Genomic DNA, 24,533 nt, shown 5'->3' on the forward strand with positions numbered 1-24,533 from the left:
CCGGGTCGGCGTCGTTCCCGCAGCACTTTCCGCCGGGTCGGCGTCGTTCCAGCGGCAGTGTGCGCCGGGTCGCGTTCCTGTCAGCCGAGGAGCTCGGCGAAGGGGGTGACGTCGGCGAAGGGGTCGACGGCGTGGGGGCGGGGTCGGCGGGTGACGGCGTCGGCGAGCTCGCCGGCCGCGCGCTCGACGCGGGCGGCGAGCTCGGGGGAGGCGAAGTCCTCGGCGGCCGCGAAGACGCCGGTGGGCACCGGCACCGCCCGCAGGTAGGAGAACAGCGGTCGCAGCGCGTGGTCGAGCACCAGCGAGTGACGCGGGGTGCCGGCCGTCGCGGCGAGCAGCACCGGGGTGCCCTCGAGCGTGCCGGGGTCGAGCACGTCGAAGAACGACTTGAACAACCCGGAGTACGACGCGCTGAAGACCGGCGTCACGACGACCAGGGCGTCAGCCTGCGCCACCGCCGCGACCGCCTCCGCCAGCTCGCCCGACGGGAAGCCGGTCAGCAGGTTGTCGGCGATCGCGTGGGCGAGGTCGCGCAGCTCGACGTGGGTGACCTCGGCTCCGGGCAGCCGGTCGAGCGCGGCGGTGGTGAGCCGGTCGGCCAGCAGCCGGGTCGACGACGGGTTGGAGAGCCCGGCGGAGACGACGACGAGACGGGTCATGCCACGGCCTCCTCGTCCTGCTGGGCCGCGGCGCGCTGGGCGAGCACGGCCGGGTGCAGCGGCGGGTCGGAGGGCACGTGCGCGGGACGCAGCGCCTCGAACTCGCGGCGCAGCACCGGCACGACCTCCTCGCCGAGCAGGTCGAGCTGCTCGAGCACGGTCTTGAGCGGCAGGCCGGCGTGGTCGATGAGGAACAGCTGGCGCTGGTAGTCGCCGGCGTACTCCCGGAAGCCGAGCGTGCGCTCGATGACCTGCTGCGGCGAGCCGACGGTCAGCGGCGTCTGGGAGGTGAAGTCCTCCAACGACGGACCGTGGCCGTAGACGGGCGCGTTGTCGAAGTACGGACGGAACTCCGCGACCGCGTCCTGGCTGCGCTTGCGCATGAAGACCTGCCCGCCCAGGCCGACGATCGCCTGGTCGGCCGAGCCGTGGCCGTAGTGCTCGAAGCGCTGGCGGTAGAGCGCGACCATCCGCGCGGTGTGCGACGGCGGCCAGAAGATGTGGTTGTGGAAGAAACCGTCGCCGTAGTAGGCCGCCTGCTCGGCGATCTCGGGGGAGCGGATCGAGCCGTGCCAGACGAACGGCGGGACGTCGTCGAGCGGGCGCGGGGTCGAGGTGTAGCCCTGCAGCGGCGAGCGGAACCTCCCCTCCCAGTCGACGGTGTGCTCGCGCCACAGCCGGCGCAGCAGCGCGTAGTTCTCGACGGCGAGCGGGATGCCCTGGCGGATGTCCTTGCCGAACCACGGGTAGACCGGGCCGGTGTTGCCGCGGCCCATCATCAGGTCGAGGCGGCCGTCGACGAGGTGCTGCACCTTGGCGTAGTCCTCGGCGATCAGCACCGGGTCGGTGGTGGTGATGAGCGTCGTCGCCGTCGAGAGCTGCAGCGTCGAGGTCTGGGCGCCGATGTAGGCGAGCGTGGCCGTCGGGTTGCTCGAGATGAACGGCTCGTTGTGGTGCTCACCGGTCGCGAAGACGTCGAGCCCCACCTCCTCGGCCTTCTTCGCGATCGCGACGGTGGCCTTGATGCGCTCCTGCTCGGTGGGGGTGCGACCCGTCGTCGGGTCGGCCGTGAGGTCGCCGACGCTGAAGATGCCGAACTGCATGACGTGCTCCTCGGGAAGTAGTTGAGAATGCAACTACCCGAACAGTAGAGGGTCGCGCTTCATTCCCGCCACCCTTGCACCGGGCGGGCCGGAGCCTCAGCCGGCGAGCAGCTCCAGCAGCGGTCGTACGTCGGGCCGCCCGCCGCCGCCCTGGAGCAGGACGGCATCGGCCCCGGCCTCGGCCAACGACGCCACGAGCTCGTCGGCCTCGGACCGGGTCGTGGTGGGGGAGACCTCCGCGAACACCCGCACCTCGCGGTCGGGGCCGACCGCCTCGCGCGCGCGTCGTACGGCGGCCGCGTCGGCGACGCTGTCGAGCAGCACACCGTCGGCGACCTCGCCCGCCAGCGCCACCGAGCGCGGGCCACGGGCGCCCAGGAGCAGCGCCGGGGCAGTGGCCGGGGGCCAGTCCAGGGCGACGTCGTCGAGCGAGACGTAGCGGCCCGAGGTCGAGACGCGCTCGCCGCGCAGCAGGGCTCGGACCGCGCTCGCGTGCTCGCGCAGCAGGGTCATCGGCGAGTCGACCGCCGCCCCGACCTGCTGCATCCACGGCTGCACGCCGTGACCGAGCACGGGGATGAACCGGCCGGGGAAGGTGCGCGCCAGCGTCGCGACCTCCATGGCGGCGAGCGCCGGGTTGCGCAGCGGCACCGGCATCAGCCCGAGGCCGACCATGATCCGCTCCGACCACGCGAGCGCCAGCGCCGCGGTGGTGAGCCCGCCCTCCAGGAAGCAGTCCTCCCACAGCCACAGCTGCCCGACCCCGGCGGCCTCGGTGGCCGCCACGGCTCCCCGGAGCTCCTCGGGCGGGCTCTGCGGACGGAAGACGACACCGGTGCTGACCACGGACCCGACTGTGCCAGAGGCCGCCGACACCCGGCGTTCATCCGCGCGTTCGCCCGCAGGCCTAGCGTGGAACCCGTGCTGATGGACGTCCGCGAGTACATCGACCGCCTGCGCATCGAGGGCCACACGATCGGCGAGGACCACGACGACGACCCGGTGCTCATCGACCCCGAGGGCCGTGCCGTCGACACCTGGCGCGAGAACTACCCCTACGACGAGCGCATGACCCGCGAGGAGTACGACGAGACGAAGTACCGCCTGCAGGTCGAGCTGCTGAAGTTCCAGCGCTGGGCGGCCGACTCGGGCACCAGGCACGTGCTGCTCTTCGAGGGCCGCGACGCGGCCGGCAAGGGCGGCACGATCAAGCGGTTCATGGAGCACCTCAACCCGCGCTACGCGCGCACGGTGGCCCTCGGCAAGCCGAGCGACCGGGAGCAGGGGCAGTGGTACTTCCAGCGCTACGTCCAGCACCTGCCGACCCAGGGGGAGATGGTTCTGTTCGACCGGTCCTGGTACAACCGCGCCGGCGTGGAGCGGGTGATGGGCTTCGCCGACGACGCCGAGTACGACCGGTTCATGGCCCAGGCGCCGCTGTTCGAGAAGATGCTGGTCGACGACGGCATCTCGCTCACGAAGTTCTGGTTCTCCGTGACCCGCTCCGAGCAGCGGACGCGCTTCATCATCCGTCAGGTCGACCCGGTGCGGCAGTGGAAGCTGTCGCCGATCGACCTCGAGTCGCTCGACAAGTGGGACGACTACACCGCGGCCAAGACCGCGATGATCAGACGCACCGACACCGACTGGGCGCCGTGGACCACGATCAAGTCGAACGACAAGAAGCGGGCCAGGGTCAACGCGATGCGTCACTTCCTGGCCCGCTTCGACTACGACGACAAGGACGTCGACGTGGTCGGTCAGCCCGACCCCGCCATCGTGCAGCGCGGGATCGACGCGGTGGGCGACTGACCTACGACGTACGACGGCGTGGTCGTCGCTGTCGCCGCCCCGGTCAGCGCGTCGCGGAGGGGCGGCTCACGAGCGCGGTCAGCTTCACCGAGGCGAGTCCGAGCAGGCACCCGCAGAGCAGGCTGGCCGTCACGCTCAGCCACACCATCTCGTAGGGCGTCGAGATGACGCCGCCGAAGGCACCCGCCCCGGCCGTGGCCGGGTCGGCGAGGGAGGAGAGGGTGTTGCCGGTGCCGCCCCCGCCCGGGGCCCAGTGGTCCAGGCCCGTGGCGGTCCACCAGAAGAACACCGACGCGAAGGCGCCGAAGGTGGCCGGCACGTGGTGCCAGTCGCCGAGCTCGCCCATGAGCACGAGCACGATGGCGAAGATCCCGACCCACACCGCGATGCCCCAGAACGACGGCAGGTCGGCGGTCAGCGAGGCCCCGGCCATCGCCCCGAGGGCCGCGAGCCCGCCGGTGATGCTGGCGGCGACCAGCTTGACGAACGCCGCGGTGTCGGCGCCGGCGGCGAAGAAGAACCCCCAGGCGACGAAGGCCGCGGGCACGACCAGGTGGAAGTTCTCCGGCAGCGACAGGCCGTTGCCGAGGTCGCCGGCGGTGAACCAGTGGAAGGTGAAGTTCAGCGCGAACTCGCACCAGGCGAAGGCCAGCACGCCGATCACGGCGGCCAGCGGCAGCGCCCCTCGCAGCCGGGCGCCGAGCGGGCTGCGCACGGGCGTGGTCGCGGTCGGGGCGGCAGGTGCAGTCGTCACGGTCTCGCCCCTGCCTACGGGACCAGGATCGCGCGGCCGCGGACCCGGCCGGCGTCGAGGTCGTCGATGGCGCTCTGGAAGTCGTCGAGCGCGTAGGTCTGCGTGTGCAGGGTGACCGCACCGCGAGCCGCGAGGGCCATCAGGTCCTGCAGGTCGTTGTAGGACCCGACCAGGTTGCCGATGACGTTCTTCTCTGCGGAGACCAGGTCGATGGTCGGCACGTCGACGTTCTCGCCGTAGCCGACCACGTGGTAGTCGCCGGCCTGGCGGGTCATCGCGAGGCCCTCGGCCGTCGAGCCGCCCTCGCCGACGAAGTCGACGACGACCTCGGCGCCGTGGCCGCCGGTGATGTCGAGGACTTCCTCGACCTGCTTGCCCTCGGCGACGACGCCGTGGTCGGCGCCGATCGAGAGCGCGAGCTTGAGCGCGTCGGGGTTGCGGTCGACGACGATGAGCTCGGCGGGGCTGAGGGCCCGCAGCACCTGGATGCCGATGTGGCCGAGGCCGCCCGCGCCGATGACGACGCAGCGGTCGCGCGGGGTCAGACGGCGCGCCGCCTTCGCGGCGGCGTGGTACGCCGTGAGCCCGGCGTCGGCGAGCGCCGCGACCGCGGCCGGCTCGAGGGAGTCGTCGAGCCTGACCACGGAGCGGGCCGAGGTCTTGAGGTACTCCGCGTAGCCGCCGTGGGTGCTGATGCCCGGGAACTGGTTGTCCTCGCAGTGCACGTCGTCGCCCGAGCGGCACGCGCGGCAGAGCCCGCAGGTGATGAGCGGGTGCACGATCACCTTGTCGCCCTCGCGGACGTTGGTGACGGCGCTGCCGACCTGCGCGACCCAGCCGGCGTTCTCGTGGCCGATCGTGTAGGGGAGCGTGACCCCCGACTTCTCCTCCCATTGGCCCTCGAGGATGTGGAGGTCGGTGCGGCACACGCCGGCGCCGCCGATCCTGACGACGACGTCCCAGGGGCCGGTGGCCTCGGGGACCGGCTGCTCGGTCATCTCCAGCGGCTGGTGGTAGCCGACGACCTGGACTGCTCGCATGGTGCTCACGCGACGGTCTCCTTCTCTCGGGTGGTGTGGCTGGGGGTGTGAGCGAACAGGTCGCCGACCGACACGAACGCCGGCTCGGTCGGCTCGTCGGGGTAGCGGGTGGCGAGCAGGCCGCGGCAGAAGTGCGCGTTGCCCTCGATGGAGATGCGCGTCGAGCGGGCCCGGCGCAGGGCCATCGGGACCTCGCCCTCGGCGTACGGCGTGCCGTCGGCGTCGACGAGCACCCGGTCCAGCGGGTCGGCCCCGAGGCCGATGTCGGCGCGGCGCCGCAGCAGGGCCGCGGTGGTGGCGTCGTCGGGCAGGTCGCCGAGGACGACGCGTCCGACCTCGGCCTCGGCGAGGTCGGCGTCCGAGCGGAGCAGCGACGTGAGCGCCCGCTCCATCGCGGCCGTGTGGGCCTTGCGCTGGAACGTCGCCCGCAGCTCGTCCAGGTCGCTCTCCGCCTCGTGGCGGAACGTGCCGCGGTAGCCCGCGTCGGCGGCGAGGCCGCGGTTGATGAGGTCGGAGTCGTGGTGGTCGTCGAGCTCGACCACGACCCGGGCGGTCCAGGGCAGCGCGTCGAGCACGTCCTTGGCGTCGGAGGCCATGAGGTAGGCGAAGTTGGGCGCGCAGAAGGACGTCGGCAGGCGCAGGTGGGTCTCCACCTCCAGGTCGCCGTCCGCGGTCGGACGGACCTCGAGCGAGCGGACGAAGCCCAGGTCGGTGATGGGCTCGTCGAGCTCGGGGTCGATGACGACCCCCAGCGCGTCGTACGCCGCCCGGGTGAGCTCGGCCAGGTCGGTGGCGGCGGCGGTCGTGGTGCGGGTGCCGGTGCGGGTGCTGGTGCGGGTGCTCATGCCGAGGCTCCAGCGAGGTCGGCGCGCTCGGGCTGGCGAGGGCCCGTGGCGCTCTCGTCGGCGTCCGCCACCTCGGTCGGCAGCCGCAGCTCGGCCGGGACGGTGAGGTCGTAGAGCGCCGCGGCGTTGAGGCCGAGCACCTTCTTCTTCTGGGCGGTGGTGAGCGGGGCGTACTCGCTCATGTCCTCGGGGATCTGGAAGTCGACGAACGACTCGACCAGCCAGCGCGGCGTCCACAGGGCGTAGTCGGAGGAGAAGAGGATGCGGTCCTCGCCGATCCAGTAGACGAGCTCGCCGATGATCTGGGCGAAGTAGCGCGGCCGGGTGTGGATGAACGGCATCGCGACCGCGAGGCCGCCGTAGACGTTGGGCTCCTGGGTGGCGATCCAGCAGAAGTCCTCCAGGCGCGGCAGGCCGACGTGCTCGACGATGAAGTTGAGGTCGGTGAAGTCGCTCGCGGCGTGGTCGACGTCGGCGACGTCGAAGGCGTCGCGGTCGAGGGGGCGGATGGTGGGGCCCTTGTGGATGTGGATGTTCGTGATGCCGAGCTCGCGGCACAGCTCGAGGTAGCGGTAGGTCCAGGGGTCGCTGAGCTTGTAGCCGCGCGACTCGCCGTGCCACTCCGCGGTGTACAGCTTGACGCCCTTGAGACCGAAGCGCTCGGCGTCCGCACGCAGCTGGTCGAGCCCGCGCTCGCCGTTGCGGGGGTCGAAGTAGTGGTTGTAGGTCAGCTTGTCGGGGTGGGCCGCGGCGAGCGCCGACGCCTCGTCGGTCTGGCCGAAGCCGTTGCGGTAGAACTCGTAGAGGTAGGCGGGCTGGAAGACCGCGTGGTCGACGTAGCCGTCCTCGAAGAGGTCCTTCATCAGGCGCTCGCCGCCCTGGTAGAGGTACTCCTCGTAGCTCCACTTCTCCGACTCCGGCGAGAGGTTGGCGTGGTAGTCGTAGAAGCAGTCGATGAACTGCTTGCCGTGGATGTTGCGCTGGTTCTCCGGCCGGGCGTCCCACAGTGCGATGTGGGCGTCCACGATGAAGTAGCTCTCGCCGTCCTGGGTGTACATGCCGTCAGCTCCCTTGCTGTCACCTGCTGTCGTGTGGCGGTGACCGCCGCCACATCTGCAGGCAACGTAGGTCGGCTGTCGCCGACCGGGGCCGGGGTGCGCGTCTCAATCTGAGAACCGGCCGTCTCAATCTGAGACGCCGTCTCCTCGCCGCGTGCGCGGGCGCGACGTAACGTGGGTCACACCCCTGACCGGAGTCTCGGAGGCGCCGTGGACGACCAGCTGCCGGCTCGTGCGCACCTGCAGGGCGAGCTCGTGCCCCGACAGGTCGCCTCCGCCCAGGTCGCCCGGATGCCGCACCGACTGCTCGCCTCCTGGCAGCGCAGCGAGGACTACGGCGTGCCGGTCGAGACGGTGCAGCCGGTCTTCACCGGTGCCTACGACGAGCAGTCGCTCTTCTTCGAGTGCGGCCAGCAGGTGCTGGGGGAGCTTGCCCGCAACCTCGCGGACGAGCCGATCAGCCTGATGCTCACCGACGCGGACGGGCTGGTCCTCAACCGGTTCAGCGGCGACCACGCGCTGCTGCGCGCGCTCGACGCCGTGCACCTCGCCCCGGGGTTCTCCTACGCCGAGCGGGAGGCGGGGACCAACGGTCTGGGGCTGGCGCTCGCCGACCGGGTGCCGACCGTCGTGCGGGCCGAGCAGCACTACGCGCTCAGCCTGTGCAGCTACACCTGCGCCGCCGTGCCGGTCCTCGACCCCGTCACCGGGCGGCTCGAGGGAGCGGTCAACCTCACCACCTGGTCGCAGGCCTCCTCCGACCTGCTCCTCGCGCTCGCGCACTCCGCCGCCAGCACCACCTCGGCGCTGATGCTCTCGCGGGCCTCTGGGCGCACGGCGCGTCCGGCCCCGCGGGGCGAGGTGTTCCGCGTCGAGGTCCCGCGCCTCGAGCCGGGGGCCGGCACCCTGCGCGAGCTGTCGCAGCCGTGGACCGCGGCCCTGCACCGCGCCGAGGACGCCGTCGCCGCCGGGCGGGTGGTCGCTGCGGTCGGTGAGCGGGGCACCGGGCGCGCGACGCTGCTCGCCCAGGCCGAACGACGCCACCGCCCCGCCTCGCGCATCCTGGCCGCCAGTGCCCCCGCGCCCGCCGACGTCGAGGCCTGGCTCGACCTGTGGACCCCCGAGGTCGGCAAGCCGCACACGGCGGTCGTCGTACGCCGGGTCGACGAGCTGCCGGTCTGGGCGGCGCAGCGACTCCGCGACCTGGTCACCGAGGTCCCCCTCGCGGTCACCGCTGAGCGGTTCGAGGACATCCCGGCCCCGCTGGCCGGCCTGGTCGACGCCGTGGTGCAGGTGCCGGCGCTGCGCGAGCGGGCCGAGGACGTCGTCGCGCTGGCCCGGCACGCCGCGATGCGCGTGCGCGGTCGCGAGATCGACATCGACCCGAGCGCTGCACACGCGCTCGAGCAGCACCACTGGCCGGGCAACGTCTCCGAGCTGGTCGAGGTCGTCCGCGCCGCGGCCGGTCACACCGACCGCATCGAGGTGCGCCACCTGCCGGCCGAGCTCCTCACCGGGTCGCGGCGGCGACTGAGCCGCATCGAGGCGTTCGAGCGCGACGAGATCGTGCGGGTCCTGACCCGCCCCGGGGTGACCATGCGTGACGCCGCCGAGGAGCTCGGCATGAGCCGGGCCACCCTCTACCGCAAGGTCGCCCACCTCGAGCTGCGCGTCCCTCGCTGAGGGGGCCGTCCTCGGCACGGGGGTGGGGCCGGGTGGGCCATGCCGGGTGGCCCGAGGGGGCCATTCTGCCGCTGGCGTCTTCCGCTGGGGGCCGGAAAACGCTTACGTTTCTCCACGACGACACCGGGCCCCCTGGGGAGGGAGCGCGGGACGGACTGGCCCTGCTGGTGCGCACCGTGAGGTCCACGTGTCGTCGCCCGGTGCCGGCTCGTCAGAGCCGGACACCGCGCCCGGCCCCCTCCGGCCTCGCCGGAGGGGGCCGTTCGACGTCCTGGGGCCGGTGGCCGCTCACGTCCGGGCGGTAGTCACCGACGTTCGGGCGGTAGTCACAGACGTTCTGGGGCCCTGAGACGACTCTCATGCCCCGGAACGTCGGTGACTACCGCTCGCCCCCTCTGCCCCGGGTCGTCTCCGGGCCGCCGCCGGGCACAGCAGACGCCCTCCCCGAGATCGGGAAGGGCGTCCGGCGCGACCTGGAACCGGGTTCCCCCATGGCCCCCCAGGCAGGTCGCGCTGACCTCCATTGCCCAGGACGGGCTCACCCCAAGCCCGGGTGACCGGTCCGGTCCAGCCCGGACCGGTTCACGCGACGTTCACCGCGTGCTCACGCGTCCTGTGGTGTGCGCCACGCCCACCGGCCCTACCGTCGCCGCAACCCCCGCGCGACCCGTGCGGGGTGAGGGTGCGGACGGGTCGGAGGAGCGGCATGGGTCAGGTGGCGTTCACCGAGGACGGACCGCGGGTCCTCTCGGTCTACGAGGGGTTCTTCGCCGGCGGCGCGCGGGTGCTGCACACCGGGGTCGTGAGGGCCCTGCACTCGACCACCGGCCAGCACCACCGCGTGCTCAGCCTGACCGACCGGTCGGTGCGGGAGAACACCGTGCAGCTCGCCCAGGGCGACGCGAGCCACCGCTCGCTGGTCCGCGCGGGCGTGCCCGTGACCGCACTGCGCCGCGGGTCGGGGGAGGCCTGGCGCCCCGGCCAGCGCCGGGCCCTGCAGCGGGCGGTCTCCGCCGCCGATGTCGTGCTCACGCTCAAGGAGCAGCCCCTGCTCGCGCTCGCCGACGCGCGTCTCGGCGGTCGCCCGGTGCTCACCTGCCTGCACCGCTCCGACCCCGAGCACCAGGGCCGTGCGCTCGAGACGCTCGTCTCCCTCGTCGAGCGCGGCACGGTCCGAGCGGCGATCTGCTGCGCGCACTCCACCCAGGCGGCCTACCACGCGGCCACCGGCATCCCGCTCGACCAGCTGCCCGTCGTACCCAACGGCACCGACCTGCGCCGCTTCCGTCCCTGCGCGACGACCCGTGCCGAGGCCCGGGGCGAGCTGGGCGTGGTCGGCGAGGTGCCGGTGGTGCTCTTCTCCGCCCGGTTCGACCCGATGAAGGACGTCGCGCTGTTCGTGCGTGCCGCCGCGCGGTTCCGGGAGCTGCGACCCGACGCCCACCTCGTCCTGTGCGGCGCGGGCATGAGCGCGGGCAACGCCGAGCTGGTCGCGCTGCTCGCCGGCGCCGGGCTGGCGAGCGAGCGGGTCCACCTGCTCGGCATCCGCACCGACGTGCCCCGCTTGTGCAACGCCGCCGACCTCGTCGTCATCACCAGCGCGTACGGCGAGGCCGCGCCGCTGGCGCTGCTCGAGGGGATGGCGTGCGGGGCCGTGCCGGTCACCACCGACGTCGGCGACGCCGCCCTCATGGTCGGCGAGCCGCGGCTGGTCGCCCCTCGCGAGGCCACGGCGATGGCCGACACCTGGGTGGCGGCGTACGAGCAGCGCGAGGAGCACGCCGAGCGCATCCTGCGCCGACGTCAGCGCCTGAGCGACCAGCGCACCTACGACGCCTACGCCGCGCTGATCCGCGAGCACGCCGCCGGTTCGCGGCTGGACCTCGTCGGCTGAGGCGTCCGACCCGCTGTCGCCCTCAGTGGTGGGCGGTCCGGTGGCGCGCGAGCAGGTCGAGGCCGAAGTCGGCCTCGGGGTCGCGCCACACCGAGTGGGCGTGGTTGGCTCCGCGCTGGGTGTTGTCCCACTCGATGAGCAGTCGAGGACCCTGCAGCCGGTAGTAGTGGGGCTCACCGGGCTCGGTGGACCCGGCCCACGCGAGGTGCACGGCGTCGAGGGCCGCGCCGTCCCGCGCCGGGTCGTACGCCGGCAGGGGGGACACGTCCTCGGGCACCCGGTCGAGGTAGGTGCCGAGGAGGGCGTGCAGCAGCTCGCGCTGGCCGCCGTCGAGGTCGGAGCCCGCGACGCCGCGCGGGGTCGTGGAGTAGGCCACCGTGCGGTGGTGCTCGTCCGTCAGCCCGGCGGCGTCGTCGATGGCGTCGGACAGTGCCTGCAGCTTGGCCTGCTCCTCGGCGTCGGGGAAGCGCTCGTCGCGCCAGATGCCGGCCAGCGGGATCACCCGGTCGCCCTCGGCGACCGTCGTGCGGTTGGCGGTGACGAAGTCCGACGGCGCCCTGTCGAGCAGCACCGCCCGCGCCCGCAGGTCGGGGGAGAGGGAGCGCACCAGCTCGCGGGCGAGGTCCTCGACACGCGCCAGGGGACGGTTGAGGACGCCGCCCAGCAGCGGGGAGGAGGCGGGGTCGGCGCCCATGAAGCACGGGGTCGTCGAGACCAGCTCGCCGTCGATCACGAGGTTGTTGAGGCTGACGTGGTGGCCGCCGAAGCGCCAGCCCCAGGGCGCCTCGCTGCCCGGGTCGCCGAAGACCCGCAGGTAGTAGAGCCCCGGGTCGCGCCCGCGCTCGCGGTCGAAGCGGGTCACGAACCCCTCGACGCGGTCGAGGACGTTCTCGAGGCCCATCGTGGTCGCCACCGTGACGTAGCCCGCCATGGACAGCCCGGTCGCCACCAGCCGCATCGCCGCGCGGTGCTGCGGCGGGCGCTGCTGGTGCACGGTCAGGCCCCCGTGGTCGGTGGGGGTGTAGAACCACCGCCGGCGCTCCGCGTCGGTCTCCGCGTCGTCGGAGGGGCCCACGCCCTGGGCCACGGCCCGCTGCTCGTCGTCGAGCGTGTCGAGCCAGGCGATCGCGGCGTCAGCCATGTGGACAGCAGCCTGGTGGCGGGGCGACATGCGACCTAGCCTGACCGAGGCTGCGACCGCGTTCAACGCAGTGTCCAGCAGTGTCCAGCTCACCTGTACGCGAGACGACGACGTCCCTGGAGGAACCCGTGACCACACCCACCGATGACAACCGCGACCTGCTCACCGTGGTGGCCTACATGCGGGCCGCCGAGGGCAAGACCGAGGAGCTCAAGGCGGCCCTCGAGGCGCTCATCGAGCCCACCAGCCAGGAGGAGGGCTACGTCAACTACGACCTCCACCAGGGTGTCGAGGACCCGAGCTTCTTCACCTTCTACGAGAACTGGCACTCCGGCGAGCACCTCGACGCCCACCTCGCGGCCCCGCACCTCGTCGACTTCGCCAGCAAGATGGGCGACCTGCTCGACGCCGACGGGCTGACCGTCAACCGGGTGCGTCGCATCGCCTGACCCTCCTCGGGCGTGGCTCTCCGACCGGCGCGGTCGCCCGCGCGGCGTCGCATCGGACCTGGACTGCGTTGTCGTCGCCCGCCGTGGCGCTGCCACGGCGGGCTCCTCCGCCTTGCCAGCTCCGCGCGACCCCACGCCTGCTCCCACGGGGGTCGGAGAACCACGCCCTAGACTCCGCAGGTGTCCACGGCGCGCACGGTCCCTGTCACCGTCGAGATGGACGGCGAGGAGCTCGACGCCGAGGACGCCTGGCACGAGCTGCGCAAGGTCGGTGTACGCCGCCTCGCGGTCGACGCCTTCGTCCGCTTCCGCTACGGAGACGGGTTCAGCTCGTCGCGGGCGCTGGCCCTGCAGGCCTCGCTCGCCGTGGTGCCGTTCCTGCTCGCGCTGTCGGGCCTCGTCGCCGATCTCGACGAGGCCCGACCGGCCGAGGTGCTCGCCGCCACCGTCGCGGCGATCAGCCCCGGTGGCGGCGACAGCGACGCACTGGCCCGGGCCGTGCGCGGCTCCGACGCCTCCGAGCTGACCGGCGAGCTCGCGCTGTGGGCCGGTCTCGCGCTCGCGCTCGTCTCGATGACCACGGCCATGGCGCAGATCGAGCGCGGGCTCAACCGCATCTACGGCATCCGGCGCGACCGCCCCGCCCTCCACAAGTACGGCCGGGCCGCGGCCCTCACGGCCGTCCTCGCCGTGCCGGTCGGGGTGGGCTTCCTGCTGATCGTCGCCGGCTCGGCGTTCGCCGACGCCATGGCCGACGGCTACGGCTGGTCGTCCGGCACCGTCACCGCCTGGAACTGGCTGCGCTGGCCCGTCGGCGTCGTGCTCGTGACATTCACGGTCGCGGTGCTGCTCAACCACGCCCCGCGGCGGCGCCAGCCCGGGCTCAGCTGGCTCGCGGTCGGCGCCGGCGTCTCGGTCGCGCTCAGCCTGGCGAGCACCGGCCTGCTGGCGGCGTACGCCGGGCTGAGCCCGTCGTTCGGCGACGTCTACGGCCCGCTCGCCGGGGTCGTCGCCCTGCTGCTGTGGACCCTGCTGTCGTCGGTCGCGCTCTTCCTCGGCGCCGCCGTCTGCGCCCAGCTCGAGGCCTGCCGCGGCGGCCAGGCCGACCCCGCCGAGGACGATCCGGGACGTCCCCACGGGGTCGTCGTCGACGAGCGGGGCGTGCCCGCCTGAGGGTGCCTCCACCCGGTGGTCGAGGAAGGACGAAGTCCTGCCGACACGGTGGTCGAGGAAGGACGAGGTCCTGCCGACACGGTGGTTGAGGAAGGACGAAGTCCTGTCTCGAAACCGCTCTTCTGCGGCAGTGGTTTCGAGACGGTCGCCAGCGCGACCTCCTCGACCACCGTCGGCGCGGCTGCGCCGAACTCAGGTCGCGTCGGGCACGGCCTTGAGGCGGCCCCGGGCCTTGGCGGCCTTGGCAGCGCGGCGCTCGGTGCGCACCCGGCGGGCGAGGGCGCGCACCTGCGGCACGACGTTGCCGCGGTGGGTCTCCTCGAGCCAGCCGTCGGGGAACGACAGCCGCAGCACGCGGTGCCAGGCCGAGGCGACCTGGGGCACGAACGGGCGCGCGCAGTAGTCGAGGCCGTAGCGCTCGAAGACCTCGCGCACCTGCGGGGCGACCTCGGCGTAGCGGTTGCTCGGGAGGTCGGGGAACAGGTGGTGCTCGATCTGGTGCGAGAGGTTGCCGGTCATGAGGTGCATCGCCCTCGACCCCGAGATGTCGGCGGAGCCGAGCATCTGGCGGAGGTACCACTCACCGCGACTCTCGTCGATGTCGAGCTCGTCGAGCTCGAAGGTCTCGACGCCCTCGGGGAAGTGGCCGCACATGATCACCGAGTGCGACCAGACGTTGCGCACGAGGTTGGCCACGGCGTTGGCGGCGACGGTGCGGCCGAAGCCGCCGCGGCTGACCGCACCGACGACGACCGGGTGCACGAGGTAGTCCTTGGCGACCTGCTCGCCGGCACGGCGCAGCGTGCGGCGCAGCCGGCCGCGGGCCTCGGGGGAGAGGCCGCGCTTGTCGTCGATGGAGTCGCCGAGGTCGGCGTCGTACATCGCGATCGACCACTCGAAGACGCACGCCATGAGCGCGTTGAGCAGCGGCTGGGTCAGGTGGATCGGCTTCCACTCCTGCTCCTCGGTCACGCGCATGACGCCGTAGCCGAGGTCGTTGTCGTGGCCGACGATGTTGGTGAAGCGGTGGTGCACCTCGTTGTGCGCCCGCTGCCACTGGTCGGGCGGCGAGGCGTGGTCCCACGTCCAGGTCGTCGAGTGGATCTTGGGGTCGCGCATCCAGTCCCACTGCCCGTGCAGGACGTTGTGGCCGATCTCCATGTTCTCGAGGATCTTGGCCAGCGACAGGCTGACCGTGCCGAGCCACCAGGCCGAGCGCCGCGAGCCGGCGAGCAGCACGACGCGGCTGCCGAGCTCGAGCGCGCGCTGGGTCGCGATCACCCGGCGGATGTACGCCGCGTCGCGGGCGCCGCGGCTGTCGAGCACGCGCTGGCGGATCGCGTCGAGCTCACGGCCGAGGGCCTCGACGTCCTCGGCGCTCAGGTGGCAGGCCACCGGCGGGCGGGACTGGGCCGGGGCGGGACGGGCTGCGACGGGCTGCGCGGTCACGGAGACCTCCAGTTCGGTGTGCGGCAGGGGTCACCCGAACGACCCCCTGCGACACCTTTGCACCCTTCCCTGTGAATTGGGTACTGCTAGTGCTCGCCTCGTTGCTTGTGCGGCACCCAGGAGGTGACGGAATCCCAGCATCTGCTGGGATCCCTGACGTTCTGGGGTGTTGCAACACCCCAGAACGTTGGCCGTCCCAGCAGATGCTGGGATTCCGACCGTCAGGGTAGCCCCGACGCGACGACCGCCCCCAGCAGCTCCGCGACCGCCGCGGCGGCGGGGGAGAGGTCGCCCGTGCGGTGTGCGAGGGCGAGCTCGGCGGTGGGGGCGCGGCGCAGCGGCACGTGCACGACGCCGGCCAGTGCGAGGCTGCGCACGGGCTCCGGCACGAGCGCGACACCGAGACCGGCCGCGACGAACACCATCAGCGTCGCGGTCTCGGCGACCTCGAGCACTGGGTCGGGGGTGAACCCCGCCGCCGCGCAGGCGTTGAGGACCGTGCGCTGGAACGACGAGCGGTGGCCCGAGGGGTGGGTCACGAACGGCTCGCCCGCGAGCTCGGCCAGGTCGAGGCGACGCCGGTGGGCGAGGCGGTGGTCGCGGGGCAGCGCGGCCACGAGCCGCTCCGTGCGCAGGGGTCGCCAGGCCAGCCGGTCGTCGGCGCCCGGGCGCAGGACCGCGAGGTCGTGGGTGCGGTCGAGCAGGCCGCGGGCGAGGTCGGGGCTGAGCACCTCCCCGCGCAGCTCGAGCTCCACGTCGGGCAGCTCCTCGCGGGCCCGGCGCGCCAGGCCCGGCAGCACGTCGTACGTCGCGGTGCCGACGAAGCCGACCGCGACCCGCCCGGTCGTGCCACCGGCCAGGCGCCGCAGGTCGGCGACGGCCTCGTCGGCCCCGGCCAGCACGGCGCGCGCGTGGGTGCGCAGCCGCTCGCCGGCCTCGGTCACCTCGACCCGGCGCGTGGTGCGGGTGAACAGCTCGACGCCCAGCTCGCGCTCGAGCTGCTTGATCTGCTGCGAGAGCGCGGGCTGCGCGAGGTGGAGGCTCTCGGCCGCCCGGCCGAAATGACGGTGCTCGACGAGCGCCTCGAACGAGCGCAGGTGGCGCAGCTCCACGATCGGCAACCTACCAGCGATCCATCACGCAGGAGGATCAGTCGAGACCGATTGACTGTTGGAGATGATCGGCGCACCCGGCCTAGATTGGGTCCGTGACCGATGCCTACCTGTACGCCGCCGCGCGGACGCCGTTCGGCCGCTTCGGCGGAGCCCTCGCCGAGGTGCGACCCGACGACCTGGCCGCCACCGCGGTCTCCGCCGTGCTGGCCAAGGCGCCCGGCCTCGACCCCGCCGCGGTCGGCGACGTCGTCTGGGGCTGCGCCAACCAGGCCGGCGAGGACAACCGCAACGTCGGCCGGATGGCGGTGCTGCTCGCCGGCCTCCCGGTCTCGGTGCCCGCCGTCACCGTCAACCGGCTCTGCGGCTCCTCGCTCGACGCGTTCATGGCCGCCTCGCGCACGGTCGAGACCGGCGACGCCGACGTCGCGCTCGCGGGCGGCGTCGAGTCGATGACGCGCGCCCCGTGGGTGCTGCCGAAGCCGTCGCGGGCCTTCCCCGCCGGCAACGTCACCGCCGTCTCCACGACGCTGGGCTGGCGCCTCGTCAACGACCGGATGCCTGCGGAGTGGACCGTCTCGCTCGGCGAGGCCAACGAGCAGCTCGGTGAGCGGTTCGGCATCTCCCGCGAGCGCCAGGACGAGTTCGCCGCGCGCTCCCACCGCCTCGCCGACGCGGCCTGGGCCGAGGGGTTCTACGACGACCTCGTGGTCGCGGTCGACGGGGTGGACCTGACCCGCGACGAGGGCATCCGCCCCGGCTCCAGCGCCGAGAAGCTCGCCGGGCTCAAGCCGTCGTTCCGCTCCGCAGAGGCCGGCGGCACCATCACGGCCGGCAACGCCTCCCCGCTCAACGACGGCGCCTCGGCGCTGCTGGTGGGCGCCGCGGGCGCCGTGCCCGGCCTCGACCCGCTCGCCCGGGTGGCCGGTCGCGGGACCTTCGCGCTGGCCCCGCAGGAGTTCGGCTTCGCCCCCGTCGAGGCGGCGAACCGGGCGCTCGCCCGGGCCGGCATCGGTTGGGGCGACGTCGGGGCGGTCGAGCTCAACGAGGCCTTCGCGGTCCAGTCGCTGGCCTGCGTGGACGCCTGGCTCGCCGACGGCCTGCGCGACCCCGAGCTGGTCAACGCCAAGGGCGGCGCCATCGCGATCGGCCACCCGCTCGGCGCCTCCGGCGGCCGGGTCGTCGGCACGCTGGCCCACCGCCTGCGCGAGTCGGGGGAGCGGTGGGGCGTCGCCGCGATCTGCATCGGCGTCGGCCAGGCCCTCGCCGTCGTGCTGGAGAACGTCGAGGCGGCCGCGTGACCACTCTCTGCGCGGACCCCGACGAGGCGGTCGCCGAGGTCCGGGACGGCTCGACCGTGCTGGTCGGTGGCTTCGGCATGGCCGGGATGCCGGTCCAGCTCATCGACGCGCTCATCCGCCAGGGCGCCACCGACCTCACCGTGGTGTCCAACAACGCCGGCAACGGCGACACCGGCCTCGCCGCGCTGCTCGCCCAGGGCCGGGTGCGCAAGGTGATCTGCTCCTTCCCGCGCCAGGCCGACTCGTGGGTCTTCGACGGCCTCTACCGCTCGGGCGAGATCGAGCTGGAGCTCGTGCCGCAGGGCAACCTCGCCGAGCGGATGCGCGCTGCCGGGGCCGGGATCGGGGCGTTCTTCACCCCGACCGGCGTCGGCACGCCGCTCGCCGAGGGCAAGGAGACCCGCGAGATCGACGGGCGCACCTACGTCCTGGAGATGCCGATCCACGGCGACGTCGCGCTGATCGGCGCCCACCGCGCCGACCGCGCCGGCAACCTCGTCTACCGGCGCACGGCGCGCAACTTCGGCCCGGTCATGGCCACCGCCGCGACCTCGGTCGTGGCCCAGGTCAGCGAGGTCGTCGAGATCGGCGACCTCGACCCCGAGACGGTCGTGACGCCGTCGGTCTTCGTCGACAAGGTGGTGGCGGTGTGAGCACGTCGGAGAAGCCCCTCGGTACGCAGCCCCTCGGCAAGGACGAGATGGCCGCGCTCGTGGCGCGCGACATCCCGGCCGGGTCGTTCGTCAACCTCGGCATCGGCCAGCCCACCAGCGTCGCCGACCACCTCCGCGCCGACCAGGGCGTCGTCCTCCACACCGAGAACGGCATGCTCGGCATGGGTCCGCGCCCCGCGCCCGGCGAGGAGGACCCCGAGCTCACCAACGCCGGCAAGCAGCCGGTCACCGAGCTGCCCGGGGCGTCGTACTTCGACAGCGCGGCGTCGTTCGCGATGATGCGCGGCGGCCACCTCGACGTGTGCGTGCTCGGCGCCTTCCAGGTCTCGGCCGGAGGCGACCTGGCCAACTGGCACACCGGCGCGCCCGACGCGATCCCCGCCGTCGGTGGCGCGATGGACCTCGCCCTGGGCGCCAAGAGCGTGTTCGTGATGATGACGCTCTTCGCCAAGGACGGCACCCCCAAGCTCGTGCCGAGCTGCACCTACCCGCTCACCGGCGTCGGCTGCGTCGACCGGGTCTACACCGAGCTCGCGGTCTTCGACCTGCGGCCCGAGGGGGTCGTCGTGCGCGAGACCTTCGGCACGTCGTACGACGAGCTCGCGGCGCGGCTCGAGGTGCCTCTGCTGCGCTGAGATTGGCTAAGTTCTCGGCGTGGAGCGCGAGCAGCTGCGGGCCCTGGCTGACGCCGTCTTTCGCGAGGAGGTCGGCGCCGTGGTGGTCGCCCGGCTCTGCCCCCGCTGCGCCTCGGGCGGGCACGGGCGCCCGGTCGTGCGGGTCGCCTCGGGCCGGGCGCCGGCGGTGAGCGTGTCCTACGCGCCCGGTCTGATCGCCGTCGCGTGGAGCCACGAGGGCCCCGTCGGCGTCGACGTCGAGGCCGCCGGCCCGCCGGTCGACGGCATCGACCGGCGCGAGTGGACCGAGGTCGAGGCGGCGTTCAAGGCCGGAGGTGCGGTGCCGCTGAGCGCGCTGGCCCTGCCCCCGGCGTACGTCGGCACGCTGGCGGGCGGGGACGACGCACAGTGGCGCATCGCCGGGCCCGGCGCGGAGCCCTCCTAGGGCAGCGCCGGCAGCGCCGGCAGCGCCGTCTCGTCGAGCCAGGCGTCGAAGAGCGCGGTGAGGTCGGTGCCGGTGCGCTCGGCCGCGAAGACGCGGAACTGCTCGGTGGTCACCGAGCCGCCCGTGTGCTCGGCCACCCAGCCGCGCAGCAGGTCGAAGAACGCGTCGTCACCGACGGTGAGCCGCAGGGCGTGCAGCGTGAGCGCGCCACGCTTGTAGACGCGGTCGTCGAACATCGTCTCCGCACCGGGGTCGGAGAGCACGAGGTCCTGGTCCAGCCCGGCGAGGCGCCGGTGGTGGTGACGCGCCCACTCGTCGGCGGTGCGTGCGCCGGAGGCCTCCGACCACAGCCACTCGCTGTAGCAGGCGAACCCCTCGTGCAGCCAGATGTCGCGCCAGCGCGCGAGCGTCACGGCGTTGCCGAACCACTGGTGGGCCAGCTCGTGGGCGACGAGGCGCACCGAGTCCCAGTCGTCGGTGCAGAAGTTGCGCCCGAACGTCGACAGCCCCTGCGACTCCAGCGGGATCTCGAGGTCGTCGTCGGTGACGACGGCGGCGTAGGACGCGAACGGGTAGGGCCCGAAGCGCTCCTCGAACGCCGCCATCATCTCGGGCTGGCGACCGAAGGCCTGCTCGAGGCCGGGACCGGCGTCGGCGGGGGCGATCGTGGTCAGCGGCACCGGGGCGCCGTCGTGCTCGTGGACGACGTAGGGGCCGATCTGCACGGTGGCGAGGTAGGTCGCCATCGGCACCGGCATCTCGTAGCGCCAGGTCACCGACGACCCGCGCCGCTGGCGCGAGGCGAGCGCGCCGTTGGAGACGACCGTGTAGTCGGGCTGGGTGGTGACCGCGACGGCGTACGTCGCCTTGTCGTCGGGCCGGTCGTTGCACGGGAACCACGTGGGCGCGCCGTGCGGCTGGCCCGCGACGATCACGCCGTCGGTGAGCTCCTCCCACCCGGCGTCGCCGTGCTGGCGCACGACGAGCGGGCGGGGGCGACCGGAGTACTTCACCGCGATGCGGAAGGTCTCGCCCGCGTCGAGCGGGGTGCGCAGGGTGAGCAGCAGCCGGTGCAACCGCACGGTCCACTTGGCGGGCGGGCGGCCGTCGACGGTGATCTTGTCGACCTTGAGGTGGGCGAGGTCGAGGACCAGGCGGGTGAGGTCCTCGACGGCGGCCGCCTCGATGACGGCCTCGCCGCGCAGGGCGTTGCCGGCGACGTCGTAGTCGAGGTCGAGCGCGTAGTGCGTGGCGCTCCAGGAGGGGTCGCCGTGGCCGGCGAGGTAGGGGTCGGCGGTCGGGAGCTGGCTCACTCGGGCGCCCACGGCCCGATCGGGTTGCCGATCCAGGTCGTCTTGTCGGGCACCGACTCGCCCCTCATCACCAGCGACACGGGACCGACCGTAGCGTGGCGACCGAGGGTCGCCGCGGGCAGGATCACGCTGTTGGGGCCGAGCGTCGCGCCGCGCTTCAGCACCACCCGGTCGAGGCTCAGCAGCCGGTCGTGGAACAGGTGGGTCTGCACGACCGTGCCCTGGTTGACGGTGGCGCCGTCACCGAGCTCGACGAGGTCGGCCTCGGGCAGCCAGTAGGTCTCGCACCACACGCCGCGCCCGATCCGTGCGCCCATCGCGCGCAGCCAGACGTTGAGCAGCGGGGTGCCGGAGACGGCGCGGGCGAACCACGGCGCGGCCAGCACCTCGACGAAGGTGTCGGCCAGCTCGTTGCGCCACACGAACGACGACCACAGCGGGTGCGAGCCCGGGCGCAGCCGGCCGACGAGGACCCACTTGGCGAGCACGGTGACCGCGGCGGCGACCAGTCCCGCGAGCGCCAGCACCGGCCCGGCGAGCAGCAGCGCCCACAGCGGTCCGAGCGGCTGGGCGAGCAGCCACGCGAGCGCGACCACGACCACCAGCGCGAGCGCGGCCGTCGCCGTCGACGGCACGAGGCGGCACGCCTCGACGAGGGCGCGCGCGACCTTGAGCCGGGTCGGCGGGTCGTAGGTGCGGGCGTCGTCCTCGACGCTCGCCGTACGCCGCAGCGGGGCCGGGGGACTGCCGAGCCACGACTCGCCGGAGCGGGCGGTGCCCCGGCGCGGGGCGGCGGACAGCACGGCGACCAGCGACGCCTTGGGCACGCGGCGCCCGGGGGCGGCCATGCCGGAGTTGCCGACGAAGGCGCGCTTGCCGATCTTGACGCGCTCGACGCGCAGCCAACCACCGCCGAGCTCGTAGCCCCCGATGAGCGTGTCGTCGGCCAGGAACGACTGGTCGTTGACCTGGGTCAGGCTCGGCACCATCAGCACGGTCGAGGCCTCGACGTCCTTGCCGATCTTCGCGCCCAGGGCCCGCAGCCACCACGGCGTGAGGCTGGAGGAGTAGAGCGGGAACAGCCAGGTGCGCGCCTCGTCGAGCACCCGCACCGTCGTCCAGACGGCCAGGGCCGGACCGCTGCGCACGGGGTGCACCCCCGGCGCCACGGCGCGGCCCGCGACCCGGACCACGGCCCACACGGCCGCCGCGAGCACGACCGAGCCGAGCAGCACCGCGAGCGGCGTCCACGCGACCAGCGCGAGCACGCCGCCCCAGGTGCGCGGCTCACCGGCGACGAGCAGCGGCACCAGTGCCCCGGCGCCCACCGCGACGGCGGGCAGCAGTGAGAGCAGCACGGCGACCGCGGCGTACGCCGAGGACCAGGCGCGGCTGGTCTCGGGGCGCGCCGACCACGGGCCGCGGGCCCGCTCGCTGACGCGTTCGGCCGGCGAGCCCGACCAGAACTCGCCCTCGGGCACGGCGCCGAACACCGCCGAGCCGGGCGCCACCTCGGCGTCGCGGCCGACGTCGGCGCCGGGGCACAGCGTGCTGCGGGCGCCGATGCGGGCGCGGGCGCCGACGCGCACGGCGCCGACGTGGACCAGGTCGCCGTCGACCCAGACGCCGGACAGGTCGACCTCGGGCTCGATCGAGGCGGCCCGGCCGAGGTGGAGGAGCCCGGTGACCGGCGGGAGGCTGTGGAGGTCGACGTCACGACCGACGCGGGCGCCGAGGAGCCGCGCGTACCACGTCATGTACGGCGCGCCGGACAGTGCGGTGGCGCCCAGCTCGTCGGCCACGCGGGTGGCCAGCCAGAGCCGCAGGTGGGCCTTGCCGCCGCGCGGGTGGGTGCCCGGTGCGACGGGCCGCAGGAGCAGGCGGGCCGCCCCCGCGGCGAGCAGCATGCGGGCGGGGGCGGTGCCGAAGACCAGCCAGCCGAGGCCGATGACCCACCACGGCACCGCGGGCAGCACCCCCCAGCCGAGCACGTCGTGGAGCAGGCGGCAGCCCAGCGCCACCCACACCAGCCACCGCGGGCCGGCCAGCGCCCGCAGCAGGACCGTCGCCACGACCTGCCCCGTCTGGGTCTTGATCGGCGTCGGAGGCACGGTGCGGTCGCTCGTCGGGCCGGACGCGGTGAGGCCGTCGAGGAACGCCCCGAGCGTGCCGACGCTCGGGTGCTCGTAGAGGTCGCCGACGACGACCTCGGGGAAGCGGGTGCGCAGCCGCGAGACGAGCTGGGCGGCGGTCAGGCTGCCGCCGCCGAGGTCGAAGAAGTCGGCCTCCGGGCCGGTGACCTCGGCGCCGAGCACGTCGAGCCACAGCTCGGCGATCCAGGCCATCGTGCCGGTGAGCTCCGCGCCGGTGCTGGTGCCGGTCGTGCCGGTCCCCGCTCCCGGGACGGGCCAGGGGAGCGCGTCTCGGTCGACCTTGCCCGAGGTCCGCGTCGGCAGGGTGTCGACGACCGCCAGGCGCGGCACCAGCGCCGCGGGCAGGGCGTGGCGCAGCAGCTCGAGCGCCTGGGCCTGGTCGAAGCGGTCGTCCGTGGCGACGTACCCCACGAGCAGCTGGTTGCCGGCCGACGTACGCCGGACCGCGGCCGCGGCGCCGACCACACCCGGCACCGAGAGCAGCGCGGAGTCGACCTCGCCGAGCTCGATGCGGCGCCCGCCGAGCTTGACCTGGTCGTCGGCGCGGCCGCCGAACAGCAGCCCGGCGGGGTCGCGGACGACGAGGTCGCCGCTGCGATAGGCGCGGTCCCAGCCGAGGGTGGGCATGGGGGCGTACTTCTCGGCGTCCTTGGCCGGGTCGAGGTAGCGCGCCAGCCCGACGCCGCCGATGATCAGCTCGCCGGTCGCGCCCTCGGCGACCTCCCGGCCCTCGGCGTCGACGACGGCGAGGTCCCAGCCGTCGAGCGGCAGCCCGATGCGCACCGGCCCCTCGCCGGTGACCTGGGCGCCGCACGCGACGACGGTGGCCTCGGTGGGGCCGTAGGTGTTCCAGACCTCGCGGCCGGGCGCGACGAGGCGGGCCGCCAGCTCGGCGGGCAGCGCCTCACCGCCCATGATGAGCAGCCGCACCCGCTCCAGCGACTCGGCGGGCCACAGCGCCACGAGGGTGGGGACGGTCGAGACGACGGTGATCCGGTTGGCCACCAGCCAGGGGCCGACGTCGATGCCGCTGCGCACCAGCGCCCGCGGCGCCGGCACCAGGCAGCCGCCGTAGCGCCACGCCAGCCACATCTCCTCGCAGCTCGCGTCGAAGGCCACCGACAGTCCGGCCATCACCCGGTCGCCGACCCCGAGCGGTGCGTCCTGCAGGAACATCCGCGACTCGGCGTCGACGAACGCCGCCGCGCTGCGGTGACTCACGGCCACGCCCTTCGGGGTGCCGGTCGAGCCGCTCGTGAAGATCACCCACGCGTCGTCGTCGAGACCCGGCTCCTCGGGCTCGCGTGGCGGCCCCTCGCGGCGTACGACGACGGTGCGGTCGTTGCCGACCACCGCGGCGACGTCGGCCTCGTCGAAGACCAGGCGGGCCCGCTCGTCGGGGTCGTCGACGTCGACCGGCACGTAGGCCGCGCCCGAGAACAGCACGCCCAGGATCGCGACGTAGAGGTCGGCGGTGCCGGAGCTGACCCGCACCCCGATCCGGTCGCCCCGGCCCATCCCGTGGGCGTTGAGCTCCGTCGCGAGCTCCTCGGCCGCCTCGGCCAGCTCGGCGTAGGTCAGCACCATCGAGCCGGCGTCGACCGCCGGCTCGTCGGCCGCCTGCTCCGCGCTGGCCCGGAAGACGTCGACGAGGGTGCGGGGAGGCGGTGCGTGCTCACCTCGGCGCAGTGGATCCACGACGGCGACCCTGCCCGATCCAGGTGAACAGCCGGCGACGCGGTCCGCGAGACGGTCGTCACGTCGTGCTCGGGGTCGGGTGCGGTCCCTGCCGGATGTGGGCGCGCTCGCGGACCGGGTGGCGGTGCCTGAGCAACCGTCTGGCGGGCACGGGAGGTTGCTG

General features: G+C 73.7%; 21 protein-coding genes. 9 read left to right on the forward strand and 12 right to left on the reverse strand.

Translation table 11 applies throughout. The features are described 5' to 3' along the window. Positions 1-80: 80 nt before the first annotated feature. From GRQ65_RS16260 to GRQ65_RS16270, 3 genes are all read right to left on the reverse strand, one after another. A complete protein-coding gene (locus GRQ65_RS16260; protein ID WP_160879031.1) occupies positions 81-659 on the reverse strand; it encodes a CE1759 family FMN reductase in 579 nt (192 codons plus the stop codon). Then, positions 656-1,762: an LLM class flavin-dependent oxidoreductase gene (locus tag GRQ65_RS16265; RefSeq protein ID WP_160879032.1), complete on the reverse strand. Its 1,107-nt coding sequence runs from the start codon at positions 1,760-1,762 to the stop codon at positions 656-658. Before GRQ65_RS16265 ends, GRQ65_RS16260 begins: the two co-directional genes overlap by 4 nt. A 96-nt stretch (positions 1,763-1,858) precedes the next feature. After that, positions 1,859-2,608 carry an LLM class flavin-dependent oxidoreductase gene (locus GRQ65_RS16270; RefSeq protein WP_160879033.1) on the reverse strand — a complete coding sequence of 250 codons (750 nt, stop codon included), beginning with the start codon at positions 2,606-2,608 and terminating at the stop codon, positions 1,859-1,861. Positions 2,609-2,689: 81 nt separating this feature from the next. On the opposite strand from GRQ65_RS16270, the gene ppk2 reads away from it, so the two are divergent. Beyond that, positions 2,690-3,574, forward strand: coding sequence for a polyphosphate kinase 2 (ppk2, locus tag GRQ65_RS16275; protein ID WP_202388260.1), 885 nt, complete (start codon positions 2,690-2,692; stop codon positions 3,572-3,574). Between the two features lie 43 nt (positions 3,575-3,617). On the opposite strand, the gene GRQ65_RS16280 is transcribed toward ppk2, so the two are convergent. From GRQ65_RS16280 to GRQ65_RS16295, 4 genes are read right to left on the reverse strand one after another with little or no spacing between them, the layout of a single operon-like run. Next, complete coding sequence (locus GRQ65_RS16280; RefSeq protein WP_337191795.1) at positions 3,618-4,328, reverse strand: DUF1097 domain-containing protein; 711 nt, start codon at positions 4,326-4,328, stop codon at positions 3,618-3,620. Positions 4,329-4,342: 14 nt separating this feature from the next. Next, entirely contained in the window at positions 4,343-5,368 is a 1,026-nt protein-coding gene (locus GRQ65_RS16285; RefSeq protein ID WP_160879083.1) for an NAD(P)-dependent alcohol dehydrogenase, read from the reverse strand. Between the two features lie 5 nt (positions 5,369-5,373). Continuing rightward, complete coding sequence (locus GRQ65_RS16290) at positions 5,374-6,213, reverse strand: iron-sulfur cluster assembly protein (RefSeq protein WP_160879035.1); 840 nt, start codon at positions 6,211-6,213, stop codon at positions 5,374-5,376. Further along, complete coding sequence (locus tag GRQ65_RS16295; RefSeq protein WP_160879036.1) at positions 6,210-7,271, reverse strand: amidohydrolase family protein; 1,062 nt, start codon at positions 7,269-7,271, stop codon at positions 6,210-6,212. Before GRQ65_RS16295 ends, GRQ65_RS16290 begins: the two co-directional genes overlap by 4 nt. A 210-nt stretch (positions 7,272-7,481) precedes the next feature. On the opposite strand from GRQ65_RS16295, the gene GRQ65_RS24090 reads away from it, so the two are divergent. Then, positions 7,482-8,954, forward strand: coding sequence for an AAA-type ATPase lid domain-containing protein (locus tag GRQ65_RS24090; RefSeq protein ID WP_202388223.1), 1,473 nt, complete (start codon positions 7,482-7,484; stop codon positions 8,952-8,954). Positions 8,955-9,660: 706 nt separating this feature from the next. Next, a complete protein-coding gene (locus GRQ65_RS16305) occupies positions 9,661-10,848 on the forward strand; it encodes a glycosyltransferase (RefSeq protein WP_160879037.1) in 1,188 nt (395 codons plus the stop codon). 22 nt (positions 10,849-10,870) lie between these two features. On the opposite strand, the gene GRQ65_RS16310 is transcribed toward GRQ65_RS16305, so the two are convergent. Further along, positions 10,871-11,989, reverse strand: coding sequence for a DUF3500 domain-containing protein (locus tag GRQ65_RS16310; RefSeq protein WP_202388224.1), 1,119 nt, complete (start codon positions 11,987-11,989; stop codon positions 10,871-10,873). A gap of 128 nt (positions 11,990-12,117) precedes the next feature. Here GRQ65_RS16310 and GRQ65_RS16315 point away from each other — a divergent pair, with 128 nt between their 5' ends. Together GRQ65_RS16315 and GRQ65_RS16320 are read left to right on the forward strand one after the other, a co-directional pair. Then, entirely contained in the window at positions 12,118-12,438 is a 321-nt protein-coding gene (locus GRQ65_RS16315) for an antibiotic biosynthesis monooxygenase (protein ID WP_202388225.1), read from the forward strand. A 180-nt stretch (positions 12,439-12,618) separates the two neighbouring features. Beyond that, on the forward strand, positions 12,619-13,611 hold the full coding sequence (locus GRQ65_RS16320; RefSeq protein ID WP_160879039.1) for a YhjD/YihY/BrkB family envelope integrity protein: 993 nt from the start codon (positions 12,619-12,621) through the stop codon (positions 13,609-13,611). Positions 13,612-13,803: 192 nt separating this feature from the next. On the opposite strand, the gene GRQ65_RS16325 is transcribed toward GRQ65_RS16320, so the two are convergent. Both GRQ65_RS16325 and GRQ65_RS16330 read right to left on the reverse strand, forming a co-directional pair. Continuing rightward, on the reverse strand, positions 13,804-15,060 hold the full coding sequence (locus GRQ65_RS16325; protein ID WP_160879040.1) for a fatty acid desaturase: 1,257 nt from the start codon (positions 15,058-15,060) through the stop codon (positions 13,804-13,806). Between the two features lie 221 nt (positions 15,061-15,281). Continuing rightward, on the reverse strand, positions 15,282-16,172 hold the full coding sequence (locus GRQ65_RS16330; RefSeq protein WP_160879041.1) for a LysR substrate-binding domain-containing protein: 891 nt from the start codon (positions 16,170-16,172) through the stop codon (positions 15,282-15,284). Between the two features lie 95 nt (positions 16,173-16,267). On the opposite strand from GRQ65_RS16330, the gene GRQ65_RS16335 reads away from it, so the two are divergent. From GRQ65_RS16335 to GRQ65_RS16350, 4 genes are read left to right on the forward strand one after another with little or no spacing between them, the layout of a single operon-like run. Beyond that, entirely contained in the window at positions 16,268-17,473 is a 1,206-nt protein-coding gene (locus GRQ65_RS16335) for an acetyl-CoA C-acyltransferase (protein WP_160879042.1), read from the forward strand. Beyond that, positions 17,470-18,126, forward strand: a complete 657-nt coding sequence (locus tag GRQ65_RS16340; protein ID WP_160879043.1) for a 3-oxoacid CoA-transferase subunit A — start codon at positions 17,470-17,472, stop codon at positions 18,124-18,126. The genes GRQ65_RS16335 and GRQ65_RS16340 overlap by 4 nt, the downstream gene beginning before the upstream one ends. After that, a complete protein-coding gene (locus GRQ65_RS16345; RefSeq protein WP_337191796.1) occupies positions 18,123-18,782 on the forward strand; it encodes a 3-oxoacid CoA-transferase subunit B in 660 nt (219 codons plus the stop codon). The genes GRQ65_RS16340 and GRQ65_RS16345 overlap by 4 nt, the downstream gene beginning before the upstream one ends. Before the next feature lie 19 nt (positions 18,783-18,801). Continuing rightward, positions 18,802-19,206: a 4'-phosphopantetheinyl transferase family protein gene (locus tag GRQ65_RS16350; RefSeq protein ID WP_160879044.1), complete on the forward strand. Its 405-nt coding sequence runs from the start codon at positions 18,802-18,804 to the stop codon at positions 19,204-19,206. Here GRQ65_RS16350 and GRQ65_RS16355 read toward each other — a convergent pair. Continuing rightward, positions 19,203-20,519: a M1 family aminopeptidase gene (locus GRQ65_RS16355; RefSeq protein WP_160879045.1), complete on the reverse strand. Its 1,317-nt coding sequence runs from the start codon at positions 20,517-20,519 to the stop codon at positions 19,203-19,205. The two genes, GRQ65_RS16350 and GRQ65_RS16355, sit on opposite strands and share 4 nt — an antisense overlap. Then, a complete protein-coding gene (locus tag GRQ65_RS16360) occupies positions 20,516-24,370 on the reverse strand; it encodes a Pls/PosA family non-ribosomal peptide synthetase (RefSeq protein ID WP_160879046.1) in 3,855 nt (1,284 codons plus the stop codon). Before GRQ65_RS16360 ends, GRQ65_RS16355 begins: the two co-directional genes overlap by 4 nt. Positions 24,371-24,533 lie beyond the last annotated feature (163 nt).

It is taken from the genome of Nocardioides flavescens (assembly GCF_009823805.1).
Taxonomy (GTDB): domain Bacteria; phylum Actinomycetota; class Actinomycetes; order Propionibacteriales; family Nocardioidaceae; genus Nocardioides; species Nocardioides flavescens.

Excerpts from the sequence above, each read along its gene's own strand:
- GRQ65_RS16290 (WP_160879035.1), bottom strand. The coding sequence starts at position 6,213 with ATGAGCACCCGCACCAGCACCCGCACCGGCACCCGCACCACGACCGCC.
- ppk2 (WP_202388260.1), top strand. The coding sequence starts at position 2,690 with ATGGACGTCCGCGAGTACATCGACCGCCTGCGCATCGAGGGCCACACG.
- GRQ65_RS16310 (WP_202388224.1), bottom strand. The coding sequence starts at position 11,989 with ATGGCTGACGCCGCGATCGCCTGGCTCGACACGCTCGACGACGAGCAG.
- GRQ65_RS16265 (WP_160879032.1), bottom strand. The coding sequence starts at position 1,762 with ATGCAGTTCGGCATCTTCAGCGTCGGCGACCTCACGGCCGACCCGACG.
- GRQ65_RS16260 (WP_160879031.1), bottom strand. The coding sequence starts at position 659 with ATGACCCGTCTCGTCGTCGTCTCCGCCGGGCTCTCCAACCCGTCGTCG.
- GRQ65_RS16305 (WP_160879037.1), top strand. The coding sequence starts at position 9,661 with ATGGGTCAGGTGGCGTTCACCGAGGACGGACCGCGGGTCCTCTCGGTC.
- GRQ65_RS16295 (WP_160879036.1), bottom strand. The coding sequence starts at position 7,271 with ATGTACACCCAGGACGGCGAGAGCTACTTCATCGTGGACGCCCACATC.
- GRQ65_RS16285 (WP_160879083.1), bottom strand. The coding sequence starts at position 5,368 with ATGCGAGCAGTCCAGGTCGTCGGCTACCACCAGCCGCTGGAGATGACC.